18 protein-coding genes are annotated in these 17,208 nt (G+C 76.7%); 8 read left to right on the plus strand and 10 right to left on the minus strand.

Annotation, left to right across the window (positions count from 1 at the left end):
• Positions 1-69 precede the first annotated feature (69 nt).
• The gene (locus EJA20_RS01195; RefSeq protein WP_129336350.1) at positions 70-1,296 is read right to left on the minus strand and encodes a PQQ-dependent sugar dehydrogenase; all 1,227 of its coding nucleotides are present in this window, start codon (positions 1,294-1,296) and stop codon (positions 70-72) included.
• A gap of 134 nt (positions 1,297-1,430) precedes the next feature.
• On the opposite strand from EJA20_RS01195, the gene EJA20_RS01200 reads away from it, so the two are divergent.
• A complete protein-coding gene (locus EJA20_RS01200; RefSeq protein WP_240674856.1) occupies positions 1,431-2,012 on the plus strand; it encodes a helix-turn-helix domain-containing protein in 582 nt (193 codons plus the stop codon).
• 62 nt (positions 2,013-2,074) lie between these two features.
• On the opposite strand, the gene EJA20_RS01205 is transcribed toward EJA20_RS01200, so the two are convergent.
• The gene (locus EJA20_RS01205; protein WP_240674858.1) at positions 2,075-2,824 is read right to left on the minus strand and encodes a DUF1028 domain-containing protein; all 750 of its coding nucleotides are present in this window, start codon (positions 2,822-2,824) and stop codon (positions 2,075-2,077) included.
• Positions 2,825-2,981: 157 nt separating this feature from the next.
• On the opposite strand from EJA20_RS01205, the gene EJA20_RS01210 reads away from it, so the two are divergent.
• From EJA20_RS01210 to EJA20_RS01225, 4 genes are read left to right on the plus strand one after another with little or no spacing between them, the layout of a single operon-like run.
• Positions 2,982-4,556, plus strand: coding sequence for an ABC transporter substrate-binding protein (locus EJA20_RS01210; protein WP_129336352.1), 1,575 nt, complete (start codon positions 2,982-2,984; stop codon positions 4,554-4,556).
• Positions 4,553-5,512, plus strand: a complete 960-nt coding sequence (locus tag EJA20_RS01215; RefSeq protein WP_129336353.1) for an ABC transporter permease — start codon at positions 4,553-4,555, stop codon at positions 5,510-5,512. Before EJA20_RS01210 ends, EJA20_RS01215 begins: the two co-directional genes overlap by 4 nt.
• Positions 5,509-6,507, plus strand: a complete 999-nt coding sequence (locus tag EJA20_RS01220) for an ABC transporter permease (protein ID WP_129336354.1) — start codon at positions 5,509-5,511, stop codon at positions 6,505-6,507. Before EJA20_RS01215 ends, EJA20_RS01220 begins: the two co-directional genes overlap by 4 nt.
• The gene (locus EJA20_RS01225; protein ID WP_129336355.1) at positions 6,504-8,225 is read left to right on the plus strand and encodes a dipeptide ABC transporter ATP-binding protein; all 1,722 of its coding nucleotides are present in this window, start codon (positions 6,504-6,506) and stop codon (positions 8,223-8,225) included. Before EJA20_RS01220 ends, EJA20_RS01225 begins: the two co-directional genes overlap by 4 nt.
• Positions 8,226-8,248: 23 nt before the next feature.
• On the opposite strand, the gene arr is transcribed toward EJA20_RS01225, so the two are convergent.
• From arr to EJA20_RS01255, 7 genes are all read right to left on the minus strand, one after another.
• Positions 8,249-8,665 (minus strand): NAD(+)--rifampin ADP-ribosyltransferase, encoded by a 417-nt coding sequence (gene arr / locus EJA20_RS19250; RefSeq protein WP_240674864.1) that lies wholly within the window; start codon positions 8,663-8,665, stop codon positions 8,249-8,251.
• 107 nt (positions 8,666-8,772) lie between these two features.
• The gene (locus EJA20_RS19255; protein WP_240674860.1) at positions 8,773-9,525 is read right to left on the minus strand and encodes a hypothetical protein; all 753 of its coding nucleotides are present in this window, start codon (positions 9,523-9,525) and stop codon (positions 8,773-8,775) included.
• 5 nt (positions 9,526-9,530) lie between these two features.
• Positions 9,531-10,085 carry an RNA polymerase sigma factor gene (locus tag EJA20_RS01235; RefSeq protein WP_129336357.1) on the minus strand — a complete coding sequence of 185 codons (555 nt, stop codon included), beginning with the start codon at positions 10,083-10,085 and terminating at the stop codon, positions 9,531-9,533.
• 87 nt (positions 10,086-10,172) lie between these two features.
• The gene (locus EJA20_RS01240; protein WP_129336358.1) at positions 10,173-11,573 is read right to left on the minus strand and encodes a DUF4407 domain-containing protein; all 1,401 of its coding nucleotides are present in this window, start codon (positions 11,571-11,573) and stop codon (positions 10,173-10,175) included.
• The gene (locus tag EJA20_RS01245) at positions 11,570-12,100 is read right to left on the minus strand and encodes a hypothetical protein (RefSeq protein WP_129336359.1); all 531 of its coding nucleotides are present in this window, start codon (positions 12,098-12,100) and stop codon (positions 11,570-11,572) included. The genes EJA20_RS01240 and EJA20_RS01245 overlap by 4 nt, the downstream gene beginning before the upstream one ends.
• 177 nt (positions 12,101-12,277) lie before the next feature.
• On the minus strand, positions 12,278-13,162 hold the full coding sequence (locus tag EJA20_RS01250) for an aldo/keto reductase (protein ID WP_276319514.1): 885 nt from the start codon (positions 13,160-13,162) through the stop codon (positions 12,278-12,280).
• A 59-nt stretch (positions 13,163-13,221) separates the two neighbouring features.
• Positions 13,222-14,325: a DNA glycosylase AlkZ-like family protein gene (locus EJA20_RS01255; protein WP_129336360.1), complete on the minus strand. Its 1,104-nt coding sequence runs from the start codon at positions 14,323-14,325 to the stop codon at positions 13,222-13,224.
• A 162-nt stretch (positions 14,326-14,487) separates the two neighbouring features.
• Here EJA20_RS01255 and EJA20_RS01260 point away from each other — a divergent pair, with 162 nt between their 5' ends.
• From EJA20_RS01260 to EJA20_RS01270, 3 genes are all read left to right on the plus strand, one after another.
• The gene (locus EJA20_RS01260; protein WP_205687301.1) at positions 14,488-14,904 is read left to right on the plus strand and encodes a nitroreductase/quinone reductase family protein; all 417 of its coding nucleotides are present in this window, start codon (positions 14,488-14,490) and stop codon (positions 14,902-14,904) included.
• A 56-nt stretch (positions 14,905-14,960) separates the two neighbouring features.
• Entirely contained in the window at positions 14,961-15,365 is a 405-nt protein-coding gene (locus EJA20_RS01265; RefSeq protein ID WP_129336362.1) for a pyridoxamine 5'-phosphate oxidase family protein, read from the plus strand.
• Between the two features lie 243 nt (positions 15,366-15,608).
• Positions 15,609-16,112 carry a hypothetical protein gene (locus tag EJA20_RS01270; protein WP_129336363.1) on the plus strand — a complete coding sequence of 168 codons (504 nt, stop codon included), beginning with the start codon at positions 15,609-15,611 and terminating at the stop codon, positions 16,110-16,112.
• Between the two features lie 129 nt (positions 16,113-16,241).
• Here EJA20_RS01270 and EJA20_RS01275 read toward each other — a convergent pair whose 3' ends face one another.
• On the minus strand, positions 16,242-16,949 hold the full coding sequence (locus EJA20_RS01275) for a hypothetical protein (protein WP_129336364.1): 708 nt from the start codon (positions 16,947-16,949) through the stop codon (positions 16,242-16,244).
• Positions 16,950-17,208: the final 259 nt, after the last annotated feature.

Below are 17,208 nucleotides of genomic sequence, written 5' to 3' on the forward strand. Positions count from 1 at the left end.
TTGTGCGTCCCCGACCTGCGGCGGGCACGGGGGAGCGCTTGCCCGGCGCCGCCCGACCGACCGGGCTCGTCACCCCTGCGGCGTCACCCGCAGCAGCCGGTCCCGGCCGTCGCCGTCGTCCGTCGTGAGGTACAGCGCGCCGTCGACGCCGAGCTGCGGCGTGCGCACCCGCCCGAGGACGTCCTCCAGCTCGGGCACCCGGAACTGCTCGAGGAGCGCGCCCTCGGCGTCGAGCCGCAGCGCCAGCACGCCCGTGCCCTTCTGCACCCCGAGCAGCAGCAGCCCGTCGTAGGCGCCCCAGTGCCCGCCCTCGAGGAACGTGATCCCGCTGACCGCGATGGTGGGGCCGCCCGAGTCCCACACCGCCTCGACCGCGCCGGGGATCGCGGGGTCCGTCATGGGGACGCTCTCGTCGTACACCCCGCTGCCGACCGGGTCCCACCCGTAGTTGCCGCCGTCGACCGCGAGGTTCACCTCGTCGTCCACGCTGGAGCCCTGCTCGGCGGTGAACACCTGGTCCGTGCTGGGGCGCACGGCGATGCCCTGGACGTTGCGGTGCCCGGTCTGCACGACGAGGGGCGAGGCCGCGGGGTCGTCGAGGGACGGGTTGGTGGGCCAGGCCCCGCCCGTGCGCGGGTCGACCCGCAGCAGCTTGCCGGCGGTGGTCGACGGGTCCTGCGGGTTCGTCCCCACGGCGTTGTCCCCGGTCCCGACGAGCAGCGCGCCGGCCGGGTCGAACCGTAGCCGGCACCCGCCGTGCCGCCCCGACGCCTCGTTCACGGGGATGTCGGCGACGAGCGGGTCCGCCACCCGCTCCGCCGCCGACCAGTCCGCCGCGACCGTCCAGGCGACCACCTCGATGCCGGGCCCGTCGGCGGGACCGGCGTCCGCGACGCCCTGGCACGTGTAGAGGCGGCGGTTCTCGTCGAAGGCGGGGTCGAGGACGAGGCCCATGAGGCCGGTCTCGCCGCGCGCCCACAGGTCGTCGAGGTCGGCCGCGACCGGGACGACCGTGCCGTCGGGGCGCACCGCCGTGAAGCCGCCGGCCCGCTCGTCGACGAGGAGCGTGCCGTCCGGCGCCTGCGCCACGTCCCAGGGGTGGTCCAGCCCGTCGAGCACCGTCTCGACCCGCAGGGCCGGGACCGTCCCGGACGACGTGGTCGCCGACGGCGTCACCGTGCCGAGCGTGGCCCCGTCCGTCCGGACCGCGCCGTCCCCGCCCGGCGACGAGGTGCAGCCAGCGAGGAGCACGGCGGCCGCGACGAGCGGGACGGCGAGGGCGGGGCGGCGGCGCACACCTCATGGTCCCCCGCGTCCCTGTCCCCCGGGCGTGGCCGCACCGGCTCCGCTCTCAGATGCGGTCGGCGACGCCCCGCGCGGTCGGCGGCGCCCGCCCCGGGACCCTCGACGCCCTCGTTAGGCTCGCCCGCGTGCCCGGGCCCGACGAGACGCAGCTCGAGATCGCCGCCCTCGGGGCCGCGCTCAAGGTCGAGCGGCGGCGGCAGGGGCTCTCGGTCAAGGAGCTCAGCGCGCGCTCGGGCGTGAGCTTCGGCCTCATCAGCGAGCTCGAGCGCGGCAAGGGCAACCCGAGCTTCTCGTCGCTGCACCGGCTTGCGCGCGCGCTGGAGGTGGCCCTGCCCCAGCTGCTCTCGCGGCTCGGCGGCGACGGCATGGTCGTCCGGGCCGACGAGCGCCACCACCTCCCGGAGACGCCCGGCGCCGACGCCCCACCCGTGCGCGAGCTGCTCAGCCCCCGCATGCAGTCGAACCTGCAGGTCATCCGCTCGACGCTGCCCGTCGGCTTCACGAACGAGGGCCGCCCCTTCCGCCACCTGGGCACGGAGTCGGTGCTCGTCGAGCGCGGCCGCCTGCGGGTCGTCCACGGCGAGCGCGAGGTCGAGCTCGGCCCCGGCGACGCCATGACCTACGGCTGCTCCACCCCGCACTGGTGGGCCAACGCCCACGACGACGTCACGGTCGTCCTCGGGTCCGTGACACCGCTGGAGACCTGAGGGTCCGCCGTCGCCGGGCCCTCCGGGGGTCGCGCTCGTCGCGCCGCCCACCGCTCCGCTCGTCACGCCGGCGCGGCCACCGCACCCGGGAGCCGCAGGAGGCGGTCGAGCTCGTCGAGCGGGTCGAGGCCGTCGTCGACGCGCAGGTCGACGGCGAGCTGCGGCGGCCACGCGGCCGTCTCCTCCGTCCGCCCGACGAGGAGCCCCGCGCTCTGCCGCCCGCGCAGGTCGCCGCCGGCCCGCTCGCCGGCGCGGACGGCCGCGAGGAGGCGGTGGGCGAAGGCCTCCGCGGCCTCGCCGTCCGACGGGTCGCGCGTGGCCGCGCCGGGGTCGCCGGCGTGGTCCCGCCAGGTGGGGAAGCCCGCCCAGCCCGCGAGCATCGCGTCGAGGACGGGGGCGCCGGCGAGCAGGTTGCCCACGACCACCACGTCGGGCAGGACCAGGCCGCCGGCCCAGGAGCTGGTCCTCGCGCCGGTCCGGTGCGCGCCGCGGCCGTCGACGCCGAGCACGGCGACCTGGCGCAGCTCGGGCTCGTCGTCCCACTCCGGCACGCGCCCGACGGCGACGGCGGGCTCGTCGCCCGCCTCCAGCGCCGCCAGCAGCCGGCCGCGCAGCCGGCGGTTCGTCCACGCCTGGCTCGCGACGACGCCCACGGACGGCTGCACCGCGAGCACGGAGTTGCCGACGGCGAGCGAGAAGCTGGCCGTCGCCCCGCCGACGAGGCCGGCCCGCCGGTCGACGGCGAGGATCGTGTAGGTCAGGGCGCGCTCCCGCCGGTCGGCCGCGCCGCCACCGGCACGGGAACCCGGCATGTTGCAGTCCTGTTTCGACTCGCCGGGGTGGGTTGTCCGATTCTGCGGTCCGGGGCCATGCTGATGCAACGATCACTGTGCTGATCGAACGACCGAGACGGCGACGCTGCGACGAGGCGGCGCCGACGTCACCTCCGCCCGAACCACCGGAGACCCCATGCGCCGCTCCCCCGCCCCCCGGGCGCTGACCGTCGGCCTCGCCGGCGCCACCGCCGGCCTCCTCGTCCTGACCGCCTGCTCCGGCGGCGGCGAGGCGGTCGACCTCGACGGGGGCGCGAGCGGCGCGGCCGGCGGCGGCGAGGCCACCGGGCCCGTCCTGCGTGCGGCCATCGCCGGCGAGCCGGACCAGCTCGACCCGCAGAGCACCTCGTCGTACTTCTCCTTCGAGGTCCTCGAGAACGTGTTCGACACGCTCGTCGAGCCCGACGAGAACCTCGAGATGCAGCCCGCGCTGGCCGAGTCGTGGGAGACGAGCGAGGACGGCCTCACCTGGACGTTCACCCTGCGCGAGGGCGTGACGTTCCACGACGGCAGCGAGTTCACCGCCGAGGACGTCGTCTACTCCTACGACCGCATCGTCGACGAGGAGCTCTCCAACGCCTGGAAGTTCGGCTCCGTCACGGACGTCGTCGCCACGGACGACTCCACGGTCACCATCACGGTCTCGGCGCCGACCCCGAACCTGCTGTCCAGCCTCGGCGGCTTCAAGGGCCTGGCGATCGTCGAGCAGGCCAACGTCGAGTCCGGCGACATCACCACGAAGCCCGTCGGCACCGGTCCGTTCGAGCTGACGGACTACACCCCGGGCGACTCCATCGACCTCGTGGCGAACCCCGACTACTGGGGCGGCGCGCCGGAGATCGGCGGCATCCACTACACGTTCGTCTCCGAGGGCAGCACCGCGATCGCCGCGCTGCAGAACGACGAGATCGACTGGACGGACTCCATCCCGGCCCAGCAGCTCGAGTCGCTCGAGGGGGCGGAGGGCGTCGAGGTCGGCGTGACGCCGTCCAACGACTACTGGTACCTCGCCCTGAACGAGGCGAAGGAGCCGTGGGGCACCGTCGAGGCGCGCCAGGCCATCGCCTACGCCATCGACCGCGAGTCGATCCTCCAGGCCGTCTCCTACGGCACCGCGCAGGAGAACCAGCTCGCGATCCCCGAGGACTCGGTCTGGTACACGGACTACTCGACCTACTCCTACGACGAGGCCAGGGCCCGTGACCTGCTCGCCCAGGCCGGTGTCACGGGTCCCGTGACGATGGACTTCCTCGCCACCTCGGACTACCCCGAGACCGTGACGGCCGCGCAGATCATCGCGAGCAACCTCGAGCCGCTCGGCATCACCGTCAACATCCGCACGGTCGACTTCGCCACCTGGCTCGACGAGCAGAACAGCGGCAACTTCGACCTGCTCATGATGGGCTGGCTCGGGAACATCGACCCCGACGACTTCTACTACAGCCAGCACCACTCGCAGGGCGGGTCGAACGCCCAGGGCTACGCCAACCCGGAGGTCGACCGGCTGCTGGACGCGGCCCGCACCGAGACCGACGAGGCCGCCCGCAAGGACCTGTACGCGCAGGCCGCGACGACCATCGCCGACGAGGCCAGCTACATCTACCTGTACAACCCCTCGGTCATCCAGGCCTGGAGCACGGACCTCGAGGGCTACACGGCGCGCTCCGACCGCGCGATCCGGTTCCGGGACGTGACGTTGGCGCAGCGGTGACCCTCGCGCGGGTCGCCCGGTTCCTCGGGCGGCGGGTGCTGCACTCGCTCGTCGTGCTGCTCGGCGTGCTCGTGGTGGTCTTCGCGCTCGTGCACCTCGTGCCGGGCGACCCCGTCCGGATCGCGCTGGGCACCCGCTACACCGAGGAGGCGTACACCGCCCTGCGCGCCGCGAGCGGGCTGGACCGGCCGCTCGCCGCGCAGTTCTTCTCCTACCTCGGCGGCGCCGTGACCGGCGACCTCGGGGTGAGCTTCCGGACCGGTCAGCCCGTGGCCGTCACGCTGCTCGAGCGGCTGCCGGCGACGGTCTCGCTCGCGGTCGTCGGGCTCCTCGTGGCGCTCCTCGTCGCGCTGCCCGCCGGGATCTGGTCGGGGCTGCACGAGGGCCGCCTCTCCGACGCGATCGTGCGCGTGACGAGCCAGGCGGGCGTGTCCGTGCCGGACTTCTGGCTCGGGCAGCTCCTCATCCTCGGCGTCGCCGTGGGCCTGGGGCTCCTCCCGACGAGCGGGTACGCCGCCCTCACCGAGGACCCGGCGCATTGGGCGCGGCACGTGGTGCTGCCCGGGTTGACGGTCGGGCTCGTCGCGGCGGCGATCATGACGCGCTACATCCGCACCGCCGTGCTGGACGTGGCGCACGCCGGGTACGTGCGCACGGCGCGGTCGAAGGGCCTGCCGGCGGCGGTCGTCACGCGCCGGCACATCGTCCGCAACGCGCTCATCCCCATCCTCACCATCACGGGCATCCAGCTCGCGACGATCCTCGGCGGGGTCGTCGTCGTCGAGGTCGTCTTCGCCTGGCCCGGCCTGGGGCGGCTGACCTACGACGCGGTGGCCTCGCGCGACTACGCCCTGGTGCAGGGGGCCGTGCTCCTCGTCGCCGCGCTGTTCCTGCTGGTCAACCTCGTGGTCGACGTCCTCTACTCGCTCGCCGACCCCCGGATCCGGCTCTCATGACGCAGCTCACGCCCGGGTCGCCGCTGCCCGAGGACGCCGTGCCCGGTCAGCCGGGCGGGCCGTCGGGGGTGGCCACGGCCGCGCGGCCCGACGAGGGGCCCGCCGCGCGCCCGGCCGCCGGCTGGCGGCTGCTGCTCGACAGCCCCGTGAACGTCGTCAGCGCGGTCGTGCTGCTCGTCGTGCTCGTGGTCGCCCTGCTCGGGCCGGCGCTGGCGCCCTACGCCGTCAACGCCGTCGACGTGCCCGCCGCCCTGCAGCCGCCCTCGGGCGCGCACTGGTTCGGCACGGACGACCTCGGGCGCGACGTGCTCTCGCGCACCCTCGTCGCCACCCGCGTGTCCCTCCAGGTCGCCGTCGTGGCCGTGGCGTTCGCGCTCGTCGTCGGGGTCGGCGCCGGGATCGTCTCCGGCTACGCCGGCGGGTGGCTGGACACCGTGCTCATGCGCCTCGTCGACGTCATGTTCGCCTTCCCCGTCATGCTGCTCGCGCTGGCGATCGTCGCGGTGCTCGGCCCGGGCCTGACGACGACGCAGCTGGCCATCGGCATCGTCTACACGCCGATCTTCGCGCGCGTGGCGCGGGCCTCGGCGCTGTCCGTGCGCGTGGAGCCGTTCGTGCAGGTCTCGCGCACGATGGGCACCGGGCACGCGCTCATCCTGCGGCGGCACATCCTCCCCGGCATCGCCGGGCCGGTCATCGTGCAGACCTCGCTGTCGGTGGCCTTCGCCATCCTGTCGGAGGCGGCGCTGTCGTTCCTCGGGCTCGGGGTGCAGCCGCCGCGGCCCTCCTGGGGGCGGATGCTCTTCGACGCGCAGGGCTTCCTGTCCCAGGCGTGGTGGATGGCCGTGTTCCCCGGGCTGGCCATCTTCGTCACCGTGCTCGCGTTCAACCTCCTCGGCGACGGGCTGCGGGACGTGCTCGACCCGCGCCAGCGCTCCCTGCTGCGCACCCGCCGGCTGCTGCGGGCCCACCGCCGGGCGGGGGTGCGCCCGTGAGCGCCCGCCGGGTCGCGCCCGTGCTGGCGGTCGACGACCTGCGGGTCGCCATCGGGCCGACGCCGGTCGTGCGCGGCGTGTCCTTCGCCGTCGAGCCGGGGCAGACCCTCGGCATCGTCGGCGAGTCCGGCTCGGGCAAGACGATGACGGTGCTCGCCGCGACCGGGCTGCTCGACCTGCCCGGGGCCGTCGTGCACGGCAGCAGCGTGCTGGGCGCGCCGCTCGTCGGGGAGGCGGGGGGCGCCTCGACGGGGGCCACCGCGGGTGCCGGGAGCGGAGGGACCGCCGGTGCCGGTGCCGGCGACGGGACCACGCAGCTCGTCGGCGCGTCCGCGCGGACCCTGCGCCGCGTCCACGGCGACCGCATCGGCTTCGTCTTCCAGGACCCCTCGACCTCGCTCAACCCGATCCTCACCCTCGGGCGGCAGATCTCCGAGAGCCTCGAGGCGCACCGCGGGCTGTCGGGGCGGAAGGCCCGGGACCGCGCGTTCGACCTGCTCGAGGCCGTCGGCATCCCGGAGCCGGCGTCGCGGCTCGACGCCTACCCGCACCAGCTCTCCGGCGGGCAGCGGCAGCGCGTGATGATCGCCGTGGCGCTGGCGTGCGACCCGGCCCTCCTCGTCGCCGACGAGCCCACGACCGCGCTCGACGTGACGACGCAGGCGCAGATCGTCGAGCTGGTCCGGGAGCTGCAGCACCGCCTCGGCACGGCGGTCGTGTGGATCAGCCACGACCTCGGGCTCATCGGGCAGGTCGCCGACGAGGTCACGGTGCTGCGCGGCGGCGAGCAGGTGGAGCGCCGGCCGGTGCTCGACCTCGTCGACCGGCCCGAGCACCCGTACACGCGCGAGCTGCTCGCCGCGCGGCCGCTCCTCGGGCAGCACCGGCCCGCGCCGGCGCCGGCCTCGGCCGAGCCGCTGCTCACCGTGGAGGGGCTCGACGTGCGCTTCGCCGTCGCCTCACCCGCGGGGCGGACGCACGTGCACGCCCTCGACGACGTGTCGTTCGTGCTGCGGCGCGGTCACACGCTCGGCGTCGTGGGCGAGTCCGGGTCGGGCAAGTCGACCATCGCGAACGTCCTCACGGGACTCGTCCGGCCGCAGGGGGGCCGGGCGGACCTCGCGGGGGTGGACGTCCTCCAGCAGCGGGGGAAGGCGCTCAAGGCGCTGCGGCGCCGCATCGCCATGGTGTTCCAGGACCCGTTCTCCTCGCTCAACACCCGCTCCACCGTGGGCACGTCGGTCTCGGAGCCGCTCGTCGTGCACGGGCTGGCCGGCGGCCGCGGCGGGGCGCGCGCCCGGGTGGCGGAGCTCCTGAGGCTCGTCGACCTGCCCGCGGCCTGGGCCGACCGCTACCCGCACGAGCTGTCCGGCGGGCAGCGCCAGCGGGTCTCCATCGCCCGGGCGCTCGCCCTGGAGCCCGAGCTCGTCATCCTCGACGAGTCCACCGCCTCCCTCGACGTGTCCATCCAGGCGCGGGTGCTCGAGCTGCTCGCCCGGCTGCAGGCCGAGCTGGGGCTGACGTACCTGTTCATCGCGCACGACCTGGCCGTCGTCGAGCGCGTCAGCCACGACGTGCTCGTGCTCCAGCGCGGGCGGGTCGTCGAGCACCGGCCCGCCGCGGACCTCTTCGCCGACCCGCGCGAGGACTACACGCGGGCGCTGCTCGCGGCGATCCCCCCGGTCCGCCCCCGCGCCGCCGCCGACCGCCCGGCCTGAGTGCGCCCGGCGGCCCCCGGTGCTCAGTCCTCGATGACGTCGCGGCCCTGGGCACGCAGTGCCGCGAGGCCGTCGAGCATCCCCCGGACGACCTCGGGCGGGTGCGCCGGCCAGCTCTCCACCTCGCCGACGACCCGCAGCGGGTGGCGGCTGCGGTAGGAGCGCGTGGGGTTGCCGGGGAACCGCTTGTCCGTCACGTTCGGGTCGTCCTCGAAGGGCCCGAGCGGCTCGACGAGGTACACGTGGCCGCGGCCCGCGTCACCCGCGTCGCCCGCGAGCGCGATGGCCAGCTCCGCTCCCCACACCGCCGTCTCGAGGACCGCGGCGAAGTACACGTGGCGCATCACCCGCCCGGCCTGGAAGTTCGACACCTTGCCGGGGACCAGCTCGTCCCCGGCCCGGAGGACCGCGCGGGTGCCGTGGAAGAACGGACCGGGCACGTCCCCGCAGGTCTCCGGGGTGACGGGGACGCGGTCCCCGGCGCGCTCGGTCACCGGGTCGGCGCGCTCGTCCACCGGGTCATCCTGGCCCCGCCGGAACGCTCCCGTCACCAGCCGCCCGCGACCGCCGGGCCCGCGGTGCCGTCGGCGGCGTAGGGCGTGAGCGTCGCCGCCTGCGCCTGTGTCGGCCACCACGCGGCGAACCACCCGTCCGTGACCGTCGCGGTCACGGGCCCGCCCACCTCGCGGTCGACCACGACGCGCTCGACGCCCGCACCGGCCCATCCCCAGACCACGGACCAGTCCCCGTCCTCCTGCGACCACGTGCTCACCTGACCGACGAGGGCCAGGCCGCCCGGCGCCGGGGCCGGGGGCTCGACCTCCGTGGCACCCGCGATCGAGCCCTCGGCCTGGTCGTGCCGGCTCCAGACGCACCCGGTGCTCCACGGCCCGTCCCGGTCCTCGAGGACCGTGAGCACGACCACGCCCCGCTGCTCGGCGAGCACGGCCCGCGGGCGCGTGCCGGCCGGGGCCCCGGAACGGCAGGAGGTCTCCGCGAGGGCGGCCGCCCCCGCGTCCGGCGCCTGCGGGGTGGCGGTCCAGGTGGCGAACGCCGGCTGCGGTGGGCCGGCCGTGAGGAGCACGCCCGCGACGACCGCGGCGGCCGCGGCGAGCGGGGCGGTGGCCCACAGGCGCCGGCGCGAGCGGGGCCGGCGGCGGACGGCCTGCACGGCCTCGGCGTCCAGCACCGACGGCGGGACGGCCTGCCCCCGCAGGACGCGCTCCCGCGCGCGGGCCAGCCCCTCGGGGTCGGCGGTGCCGACGGGGGCGAGCGCGCGGAGCCGGGTGTCCAGGTCCATGACGGTCACCGTCCTCTCGTGGTGCGCAGGGTGGTGCGGTCGGTGGCGCCTCCGGGCTCGGCCGCCTCCGCCGCCCGCAGCAGGCGGGTCAGCCGGCCGCGCGCCCGGTGGACGCGCACGGAGAAGGCGGTGGTGGAGCAGCCGGCCACCGCGGCGGCGGCGGCCGGCGCCAGCCCGTCCCAGGCGGTGAGGAGCAGCGCCTGCCGGTCGGCCGCGGGCAGCCGGGCGAGGGCGTCGAGCATGACCGCCCGCTCCGCCACGTCGCCCTCGAGGTCGTCCGGCGCGGCCGCCACCCGGCTCAGCGCCGCGACGCGCTCGTCGTGCCGCAGCTCGGAGCGCCGGGTGTTCGCGATCGTGTTCCGGGCGACGACGAGCAGCCAGGGCAGCGCGTCGGCCGGCACGTCCTGGCGGCGGCGCCAGGCGACCGTGAACGTCTCGGCGAGCACGTCCTCCGCGTCCCGCGGGCCCACGTGGCGCAGGGCGTACGCCTGCACCCGCGGCGCGTGCGCGCGCCACAGCCCGTCGAACCACGCCTCGGCGCCTGCGTCGGGGGACCTCACACCGGGAAGTGTCCGCGACGGGCCGCGGATTACCGCGGACCTGTGCGCTTCGAGGAGTGCCGCCGAGCACGCCCTCGGGTCTGCTCGTCAGAGGTCGCGGTGGAGGCCGCCCCGGCCGCCGTCCCGCGTCGCCGCCGCCTCCTCGGTGATCCACGCGTCGACCTCGTCGGGAATCCGTGCGGCCCGCGCCCGGCGCCAGTGCGCCACCGCCTGCTCCGCCAGGTCGGCCTGCGCGCGCGACGCGGCCCACGCGCTGCGGGTCTCGGCGTCGAGCTGGGCCTCGGCACGGACGCCGGCCACCGCCCGGGCGTGGGCGAGGACGTCCTGCGCCTCGTCGCGCTCCAGCCGTCCGCGCAGCCGCGCCCGACCCGCCACGCGCTCGTCGGCGGTGGTGGACAGCCGCTCGAAGAGCGAGGGCCGGCCCAGCAGGAGCACGAGCTTGAGCAGCGCCGGCATCGCCTCGAGCGCGGTGAGGAACCCGAAGAGGGTCCAGTGGGCCGTGCGCAACGTGGGGTCGGCCCGCTCGAGCGCGGTGAGCGCGCCGAGCTGCGCGAGGAGGCCGTCGTCGTCGGCCACCGCCGCCCCGTTCGCCGCGAGCGCCGCGTCCCGCGCGGCCGTGTCGGCCGCGATCTCGTCGGACAGCTCCGCGAGGCGCTGCCGCTGGTAGCCCACCGCCGTCGCGGCCTCGGCGTCGGCCTCCGTCGCGACCCGCCCGCGGGTGGCCTCGAGCTCGGCCGTGAGGGCGGCACGCTCCTGGGCGAGCCGCTCGCGGCGCGCCTCCTTGTCGGCGGCGGCGATCCCGGCGCCGGGCACCCCGGACCCGCAGGTGCCCTCCTTCTCGCACTGCACGGCGAGCTCGGCCTGGCGGTGCTCCTCGTCGAGGGCGGCCAGGCGCCCGGTCAGGGCGACGACCTCCGGGTCGGTGAGGACGGCGTCGGCGGGGACGCCCGTGGCGATCGCCGCCTCGAGGTCCCGGGCCTCCGCCCGGTCGGCGTCGAGGTCCGCGAAGCGCGGGTCGTCGGCGAGGCCCGCCTCGAACGCGGCGAGCTGCTCCGCCTGCCGCACCTGCAGCTGGGCACCGATCTCGTCGCGGAAGACCAGCAGCGTCAGCGGGGTGGACACGACGACGCCGATGAGGACCGCCAGCCCGAGGCGCGGCAGCGCGAACAGCACCGTGAGGGGCCAGTGGCGCTGCCGCAGCGTCGAGACGACGATCCACCGGTCGAGGTTGAGGATCGCCAGCCCCCACGCCAGCGCCGCGGGCACGGCGAGCCACCACGGCGCGTCCACCGCGGTGCGCAGCGCGACCGTCGCCGAGACCGCCGCGAGGACGGCCGTCGTGAGGATCGCGCCGCCGAGCCCGGCCTGCTTCACGGTCTCGCCGGGCGCCTCGGCCAGGACCGCGCGGTCCGCGCCGGACAGGTCGACGAGCACGTCCTGCACCGTGCGCCGCCCGGGCGCCGCCGGTGCCGGGGTCGTGCCGCTCACGCCGTGAACCGCGGCGGCGGCGCCGGGCGGCCGGGCGTCGCGGGAGGCACGGGCAGCGGCGGCGGGAGGGGGAGCCCGGCCCGTGGGACGGGGAGCCCCGCCGGCACCGCAGGGAGCCCGGCCGGCGCGGCGGGAAGCCCGGCCGGCGCGGCGGGGAGCCGGATCGCCGCGACCCGCGGGGTGCGGAGGGCCGCCGGGACGGTGACGACCTCGGGCGCGGCGGCCCCGTCGAGGGTCCGCGCCGGGCCCGCGCCGTCGAGCCGGCGGTCGTCCGCCGCCTCCCGGCGCAGCTCCGTGGTCACGACGGGCAGCCCGTGCTCCGGGCGTCGGCTGCGCAGGGCCGCCGGCAGCACGAGCGCGACGAGCCACACGACGAGCGCGACGCACCCCGCGGCCAGCACCTCGACGAGCCCCCGCGCCTCGGGCCGGTCCTCCAGCACGGGCCGCAGCACGACCACGCCCGCCACCACCAGCACCACGATCCCCACCACGGCCTCCCACAGCCGTGCCCCCGAGAACCTGTCCATGCGTCCGCCCCCTGCTCGCCGTCCTGCGTCGGCCCAGGGTCTCCCGCGGCCCGGCGCGGACGGATCCCCCCGTGGGAGGACAGCTCCCCCGACCAGGGTCGGGGTCCACCCGGGGACCGGCCCCGACCCCGGGGGCAGGGTCGGGGGGCGGGCGCGTCGGCGACCCGGTGCCGGAGGTCAGCTGCCCGACGCGCTGCAGCGGGCGATCTCCTCCTCGGACAGCACGAGCTCCGCCGCGGCCGCCGAGTCGGCGATGGACGCCGCCCGCCGCGCTCCCGGGATGGGGATGACGCGCTCGGACAGCGCGAGCTCCCAGGCCAGCACCACGCGCTGCGGGCTGACCCCGTGCTCCGCGCCGATCTCCGCGAAGACGGAGAACTGCTCCCCGACCGCGCGCGCCCCGCCGCCGGTCCCGCCCAGCGGGCTCCACGGCAGGAACGCGATGCCCTCGGCGTCGCAGCGGCGCAGCTCGTCCTCCGACGAGCGGTACCGCGGCGAGAACTCGTTCTGCACGCTCACCAGCCCGCCGGGGCCGAGGACGTCCTGCGCGACCGCGATCTCCTCGAGGTTCGCGTTCGAGATGCCGACGGCCCGGACCTTGCCCTCGTCGCGCAGGGCGGCGAACGTGCCGACGACCTCGGCGTAGTCCCGCTCGCGGTCGGGGCGGTGCCACTGGTACAGGTCGATGACGTCGACGCCCAGCCGCCGCAGGGACGCCTCGACGGCGCCGCGCAGGTACTCCGGCGACCCGTCCCGTCCCCACGTCTCGCCCGGGCCGCGCGTGATGCCGCCCTTCGTCGCGACGACGAGCCCCTCCGGCAGCGAGCCGTACTGCCGCAGCGCCGTGGCGACGAGGCTCTCGTTGTGGCCGAAGGCGTCCCAGGAGGGGGCGTAGCAGTCGGCGGTGTCGAGCAGGGTCACCCCGGCGTCGAGGGCGGCGTGGATCGTCGCCACGGCGTCCGCCTCGTCGGGGTACTGCCTGTCGTTGTTCATCGACAGCGGCATGCAGCCGAGGCCGACGGGGTGGACCTGGAAGGGGCCGAGGGTGCGCGTCGTCGTCACAGCGGCGACGGTAGCCGCGCCCCGTCGGTCCGGCACGGGCGGGTGGCGGGCGCCGGGCGTCAGCGGGCGTGGAGCGGCTCCAGGTCCAGCCAGCGCGCCAGGTCCTCGATCTCCTCCGTCACCGCGGCGGCGAGGGCGGCGTCGAAGGCCTCGTCCTCGTGCACGGCGTCGACGCGGAGCACCCCGGCGCGGCGGTCGGCCGTCGCGTCCACCTTCCCGACGAGCCGGTCCCCGTGCAGCACGGGCAGCGCCCAGAGGCCCCACCGCCGCCGCGCCGCCGGCTTGTACATCTCGAGCGCGTAGTCGAAGGCGAACAGCTCCGCCATCCGCCTGCGGTCGAGCACGAGCCGGTCGAGCGGCGAGAGCAGCGCCGTGCGCCCCCGGAACGGCCCCTCCAGCAGCTCGGGCTGCACCCGCCAGGTGCCCGGGAGGCCCTCGACCACGGCCGGCTCCCCCGCCTCGCCGACGTCGTCCGGCTCCAGCGGGGTCCGCGGCGCCCGGGACCGCGCGAGGCCGAGGGCGCGCAGCCGACGGGCGTCGCGCTCCCGGCGGGCCTCCGGCGCGGGCACGACCGGGTCGTCGGGGTAGACCCGTGCCGCGAGGTCCCACAGCGGGTCCCGGCCGCGCCGGCCGGCCATCGCGACCTCGCCGGCGGCGACCATCGCGTCCAGCATGCGTCGCACGTTCCGGTCGTCGTTCCACCCCGACGAGCGCCAGGGCCGCACGCACGTGTCGGGCAGCGCGCGCGCCGGCAGCGGGCCGTCGCGCTCGAGGCGCTCCAGCAGGTCCTGCCGGCACGCGTCGTTGTCCAGCAGCCACTGCCGGGTGGCGCGCTGGTACGGCAGGAGGTCCTGCCCCTGCGCCCACGCCTCCATGTCGGCGCGGTGGAGGGCGAGGTCCTCGGCGGGCCGGACCATGCCGTCGAGCTCCACGAGGACCCGGTCGGCCAGCAGCGCGGCGAGCTCCTCGGGCGCGTACGCCGACCCGAGGCGGCTCCACAGCACGAGGTCGGCGCTCGGGGCGACCGCCGCCGTGCGGTCGTCCTGGAGCAGCGTGAGCGTCTCGACGACGTCCAGCACGTCCGTGGGGCGCGGCAGGTCCAGCAGCTGCGCGCGCACCGCGACGCGTCGCGCCCTCTCGGCCGTCAACCGGTGGGGCTGCACGCGCCGATGGTGGCAGAGCCCACCCCCACGCGTCCCGGGGCGTGCCTCCCGGGGGCGGTGGGCATACGGCGCACCGGGCTGCGGTTGGCGCTGAGACCGCACCGCCTCTCGTCGGCGGGTTCGTGGCGCACCCCCGAGCAGGACCCGACCCCGGAGGACACCGTGAGCGACTGGAACCAGCAGATCGTCGACGAGTTCCGCGCGAACGACGGGACGGTGACGACGATGGGCTTCGGCCGCCTCCTCGTGCTCGTCCACCACACCGGCGCCCGCACGGGCGAGGTGCGCGTCGCCCCGCTGCGCGGCATCCGGCTGGACGCGGACACGTGGCTCGTCGCGGCCTCCGCCGACGGCGCGCCCCGCAACCCCGCCTGGTTCCACAACCTCCAGGCGCACCCGGACACCGTCGTCGAGACGCCCGACGACGGCACCGTCCCCGTCCGCGCGCGGGTCCTCGCCGGGGAGGAGCGGAACGCCGCCTGGGCCCGGTTCACGGCGGCGAGCCGCGGGTTCGCCGACTACGAGGCGAGGACGACCCGGGTCATCCCCGTGGTCGCGCTGCACCGCCGCGAGGGCTGAGGCCCCGCTCCGGGCGGGGCGGCCGGCACCCGGTCCGCGTGGCAGGCTCCGCCCCCATGAGGTTCGACCCCGCCGCCATGCCGCCGCACGTCCTGGAGTTCCTCGCCGACCGGCACCTGGCGACGCTGACGACGGTCCGCGCCGACGGCACCGCGCACGTCGTGCCCGTGGGCTTCACCTGGGACCCCGACGCCGGGCTCGCGCGCGTCATCACCTCCGGCGACTCCGTCAAGGTCCGCCTCGCGGAGGCGTCGGGCCGCGCCGCGCTGTGCCAGGTCGAGGGCGGCCGCTGGCTCACGCTCGAGGGTCCCGTGCAGGTGCTGCGCGCCCCCGACGAGGTGCGCGAGGGCGAGCGCCGCTACGCCGGGCGCTACCGGGTGCCGCGGGAGAACCCCCGCCGGGTCGTGCTCGCCGTGCGCCCGGAGCGGGTCATGGGCCGCGTGCCGGAGCCCGAGGTCTGACGGACCCGACGTCCGTCGGAGGGCCGTCGACGGACCGGCGACGGTCCTCCGGACGACCCTCGGACCGCGCGGCCCCGGCCTCTCGGGCCCCCGGCCGGGCCACCCCGGGTCCACCGGCCGTCCACCCCGGCTCCACCCGGGGCGCCGATCCGCGTACCGTGGGGTCCGACGGATGCGGCGCACCTGCGCCCGTCCCTACCCCGCTGGGGCCCCGCCGCGCGAGGGCCCGCGACAGGAGCCATCGTGACCGCAGTCCTCGTCCATCCGTCCCAGGGCAAGGGTGACGGTGAGATCAACGCCGAGCTGTCCCTGCGCAACCCCGTGCGCTGGGCGGACCGCCCCGACCTGCTCGCCGCGCTCGTGGCGGACCAGCGGATGTACATCCTCCGCCGGCACGGTGAGGAGGAGGCCCGCTTCTGGGGCACGTACGACACGAACATCACGAAGCTCAAGCGCGTCAGCGCGGGCGACACCGTCGTCTTCACCGGCGGCGGGGGCATCTGGGCGCTCGGGAAGATCGGCTACCAGTTCAAGAACCCGAAGTTCGCCGAGGCGCTGTGGAAGCCGGAGCCGGACAAGGGCGTCTACACGCAGCTGTACTCCGTCGCCGAGTTCCGCACGGTCGACCTGCCGTACTCCCTCCTGACGGAGGCCCTCGGGCACCGGGCGCGCAACACGTTCCAGACGCTCGTCAGCTACGAGGGCGAGCGCGCGGACGCGGTCGTCGCGGCCCTGGCTGCCGCCTGAGCTCTGCCGGCCGCCCGGGCCGGGGCGCCCGCGCGGGCGCCGGCACGTGACGAGGGCGCCCTCCCCGGCCGGGGAGGGCGCCCTCGTCGCGTCCGGCCGGTGCGGTCAGCGGCACGGTCGGCGGCGCGGTCAGCGGCGCAGGGTCTCCCAGGCGCCGAGGACGGTCCTCCCGACGCGGGCGCGCTCGCGCGGCCAGGTCTCGAAGGCCGCGAGCCGGTCGGCGACCTCGGCGATGAGCGCGACGTCGTTGATGAGGATCCCCTCGAGGACCTCGGCGGGCTCCGTGCCGGTCACGGTCGCCCAGCGGGCCGGGTCGGCGTTCCACGGGCGGGGCAGCGGGAGGCCGGGGCGGCCGCCGTCGAGGGCCACGCGGGCGCGCTCGATCTCGACGAGCAGCGACCGGCGGGCCGCGCGCACGGAGCGGGGGGCCCGCGCCTCGAGGATCCGGTCGGCCTCGCGCCAGCCCCGCTCGGCGAGCCAGGCGGCACGGGTGGACCGGCGGGCGAGCCGCAGCCCGGCCGTCAGGCGCCACGCCAGCTCGACGCCGACGAGCACCACCGCACCGGTGAGCAGGCCGCCCACCGTCGCGAGCAGCAGCGCCGCGCCGCCGACGGCCACGCCCGGCACGAGCACCGCGAGCAGCGCGGCGAGGGCCGAGCCGGCCGCCGCGACGTGGACGGTGCGCGAGGGCGGGCAGGCGCGCGCGACGAGCAGCGCGCGCTCGACGTGGCGCGACGTCGGCACCGGGCCGGGCCGGGCGATGCGGTGGATCTGGCGGTCCAGGTGGTACCGCATCTGCCGCGACCGCACCTCGACCGTGCGGACCTCCATGCTCATGCCACTCCTCGGACGTCTCCGGTCGCCACGCGGCGACGGACCACCCCGGCCGGACGGGCTGCGGCCAGGGGTCGACGTCGGGTTCTGCGCGCGCGGTCGCGAGCAGGCGACGGCGCACGACCAGTGTGCGAAGGCCCCGGCGGACCGTCAACGCGAACGGCGGCCCCCGGGACGGCCCGTCGCCCGCTGCGCGACGCGGACCAGCGCAGACGTGTCGAATCGATCCGATGGCGTCGCGCGCGCCACACCCCGCGTGTCC

Origin of the sequence: Cellulomonas endophytica, assembly GCF_004123805.1 — a bacterium.
In the GTDB taxonomy this organism is placed as follows: Bacteria; Actinomycetota; Actinomycetes; order Actinomycetales; family Cellulomonadaceae; genus Cellulomonas; species Cellulomonas endophytica.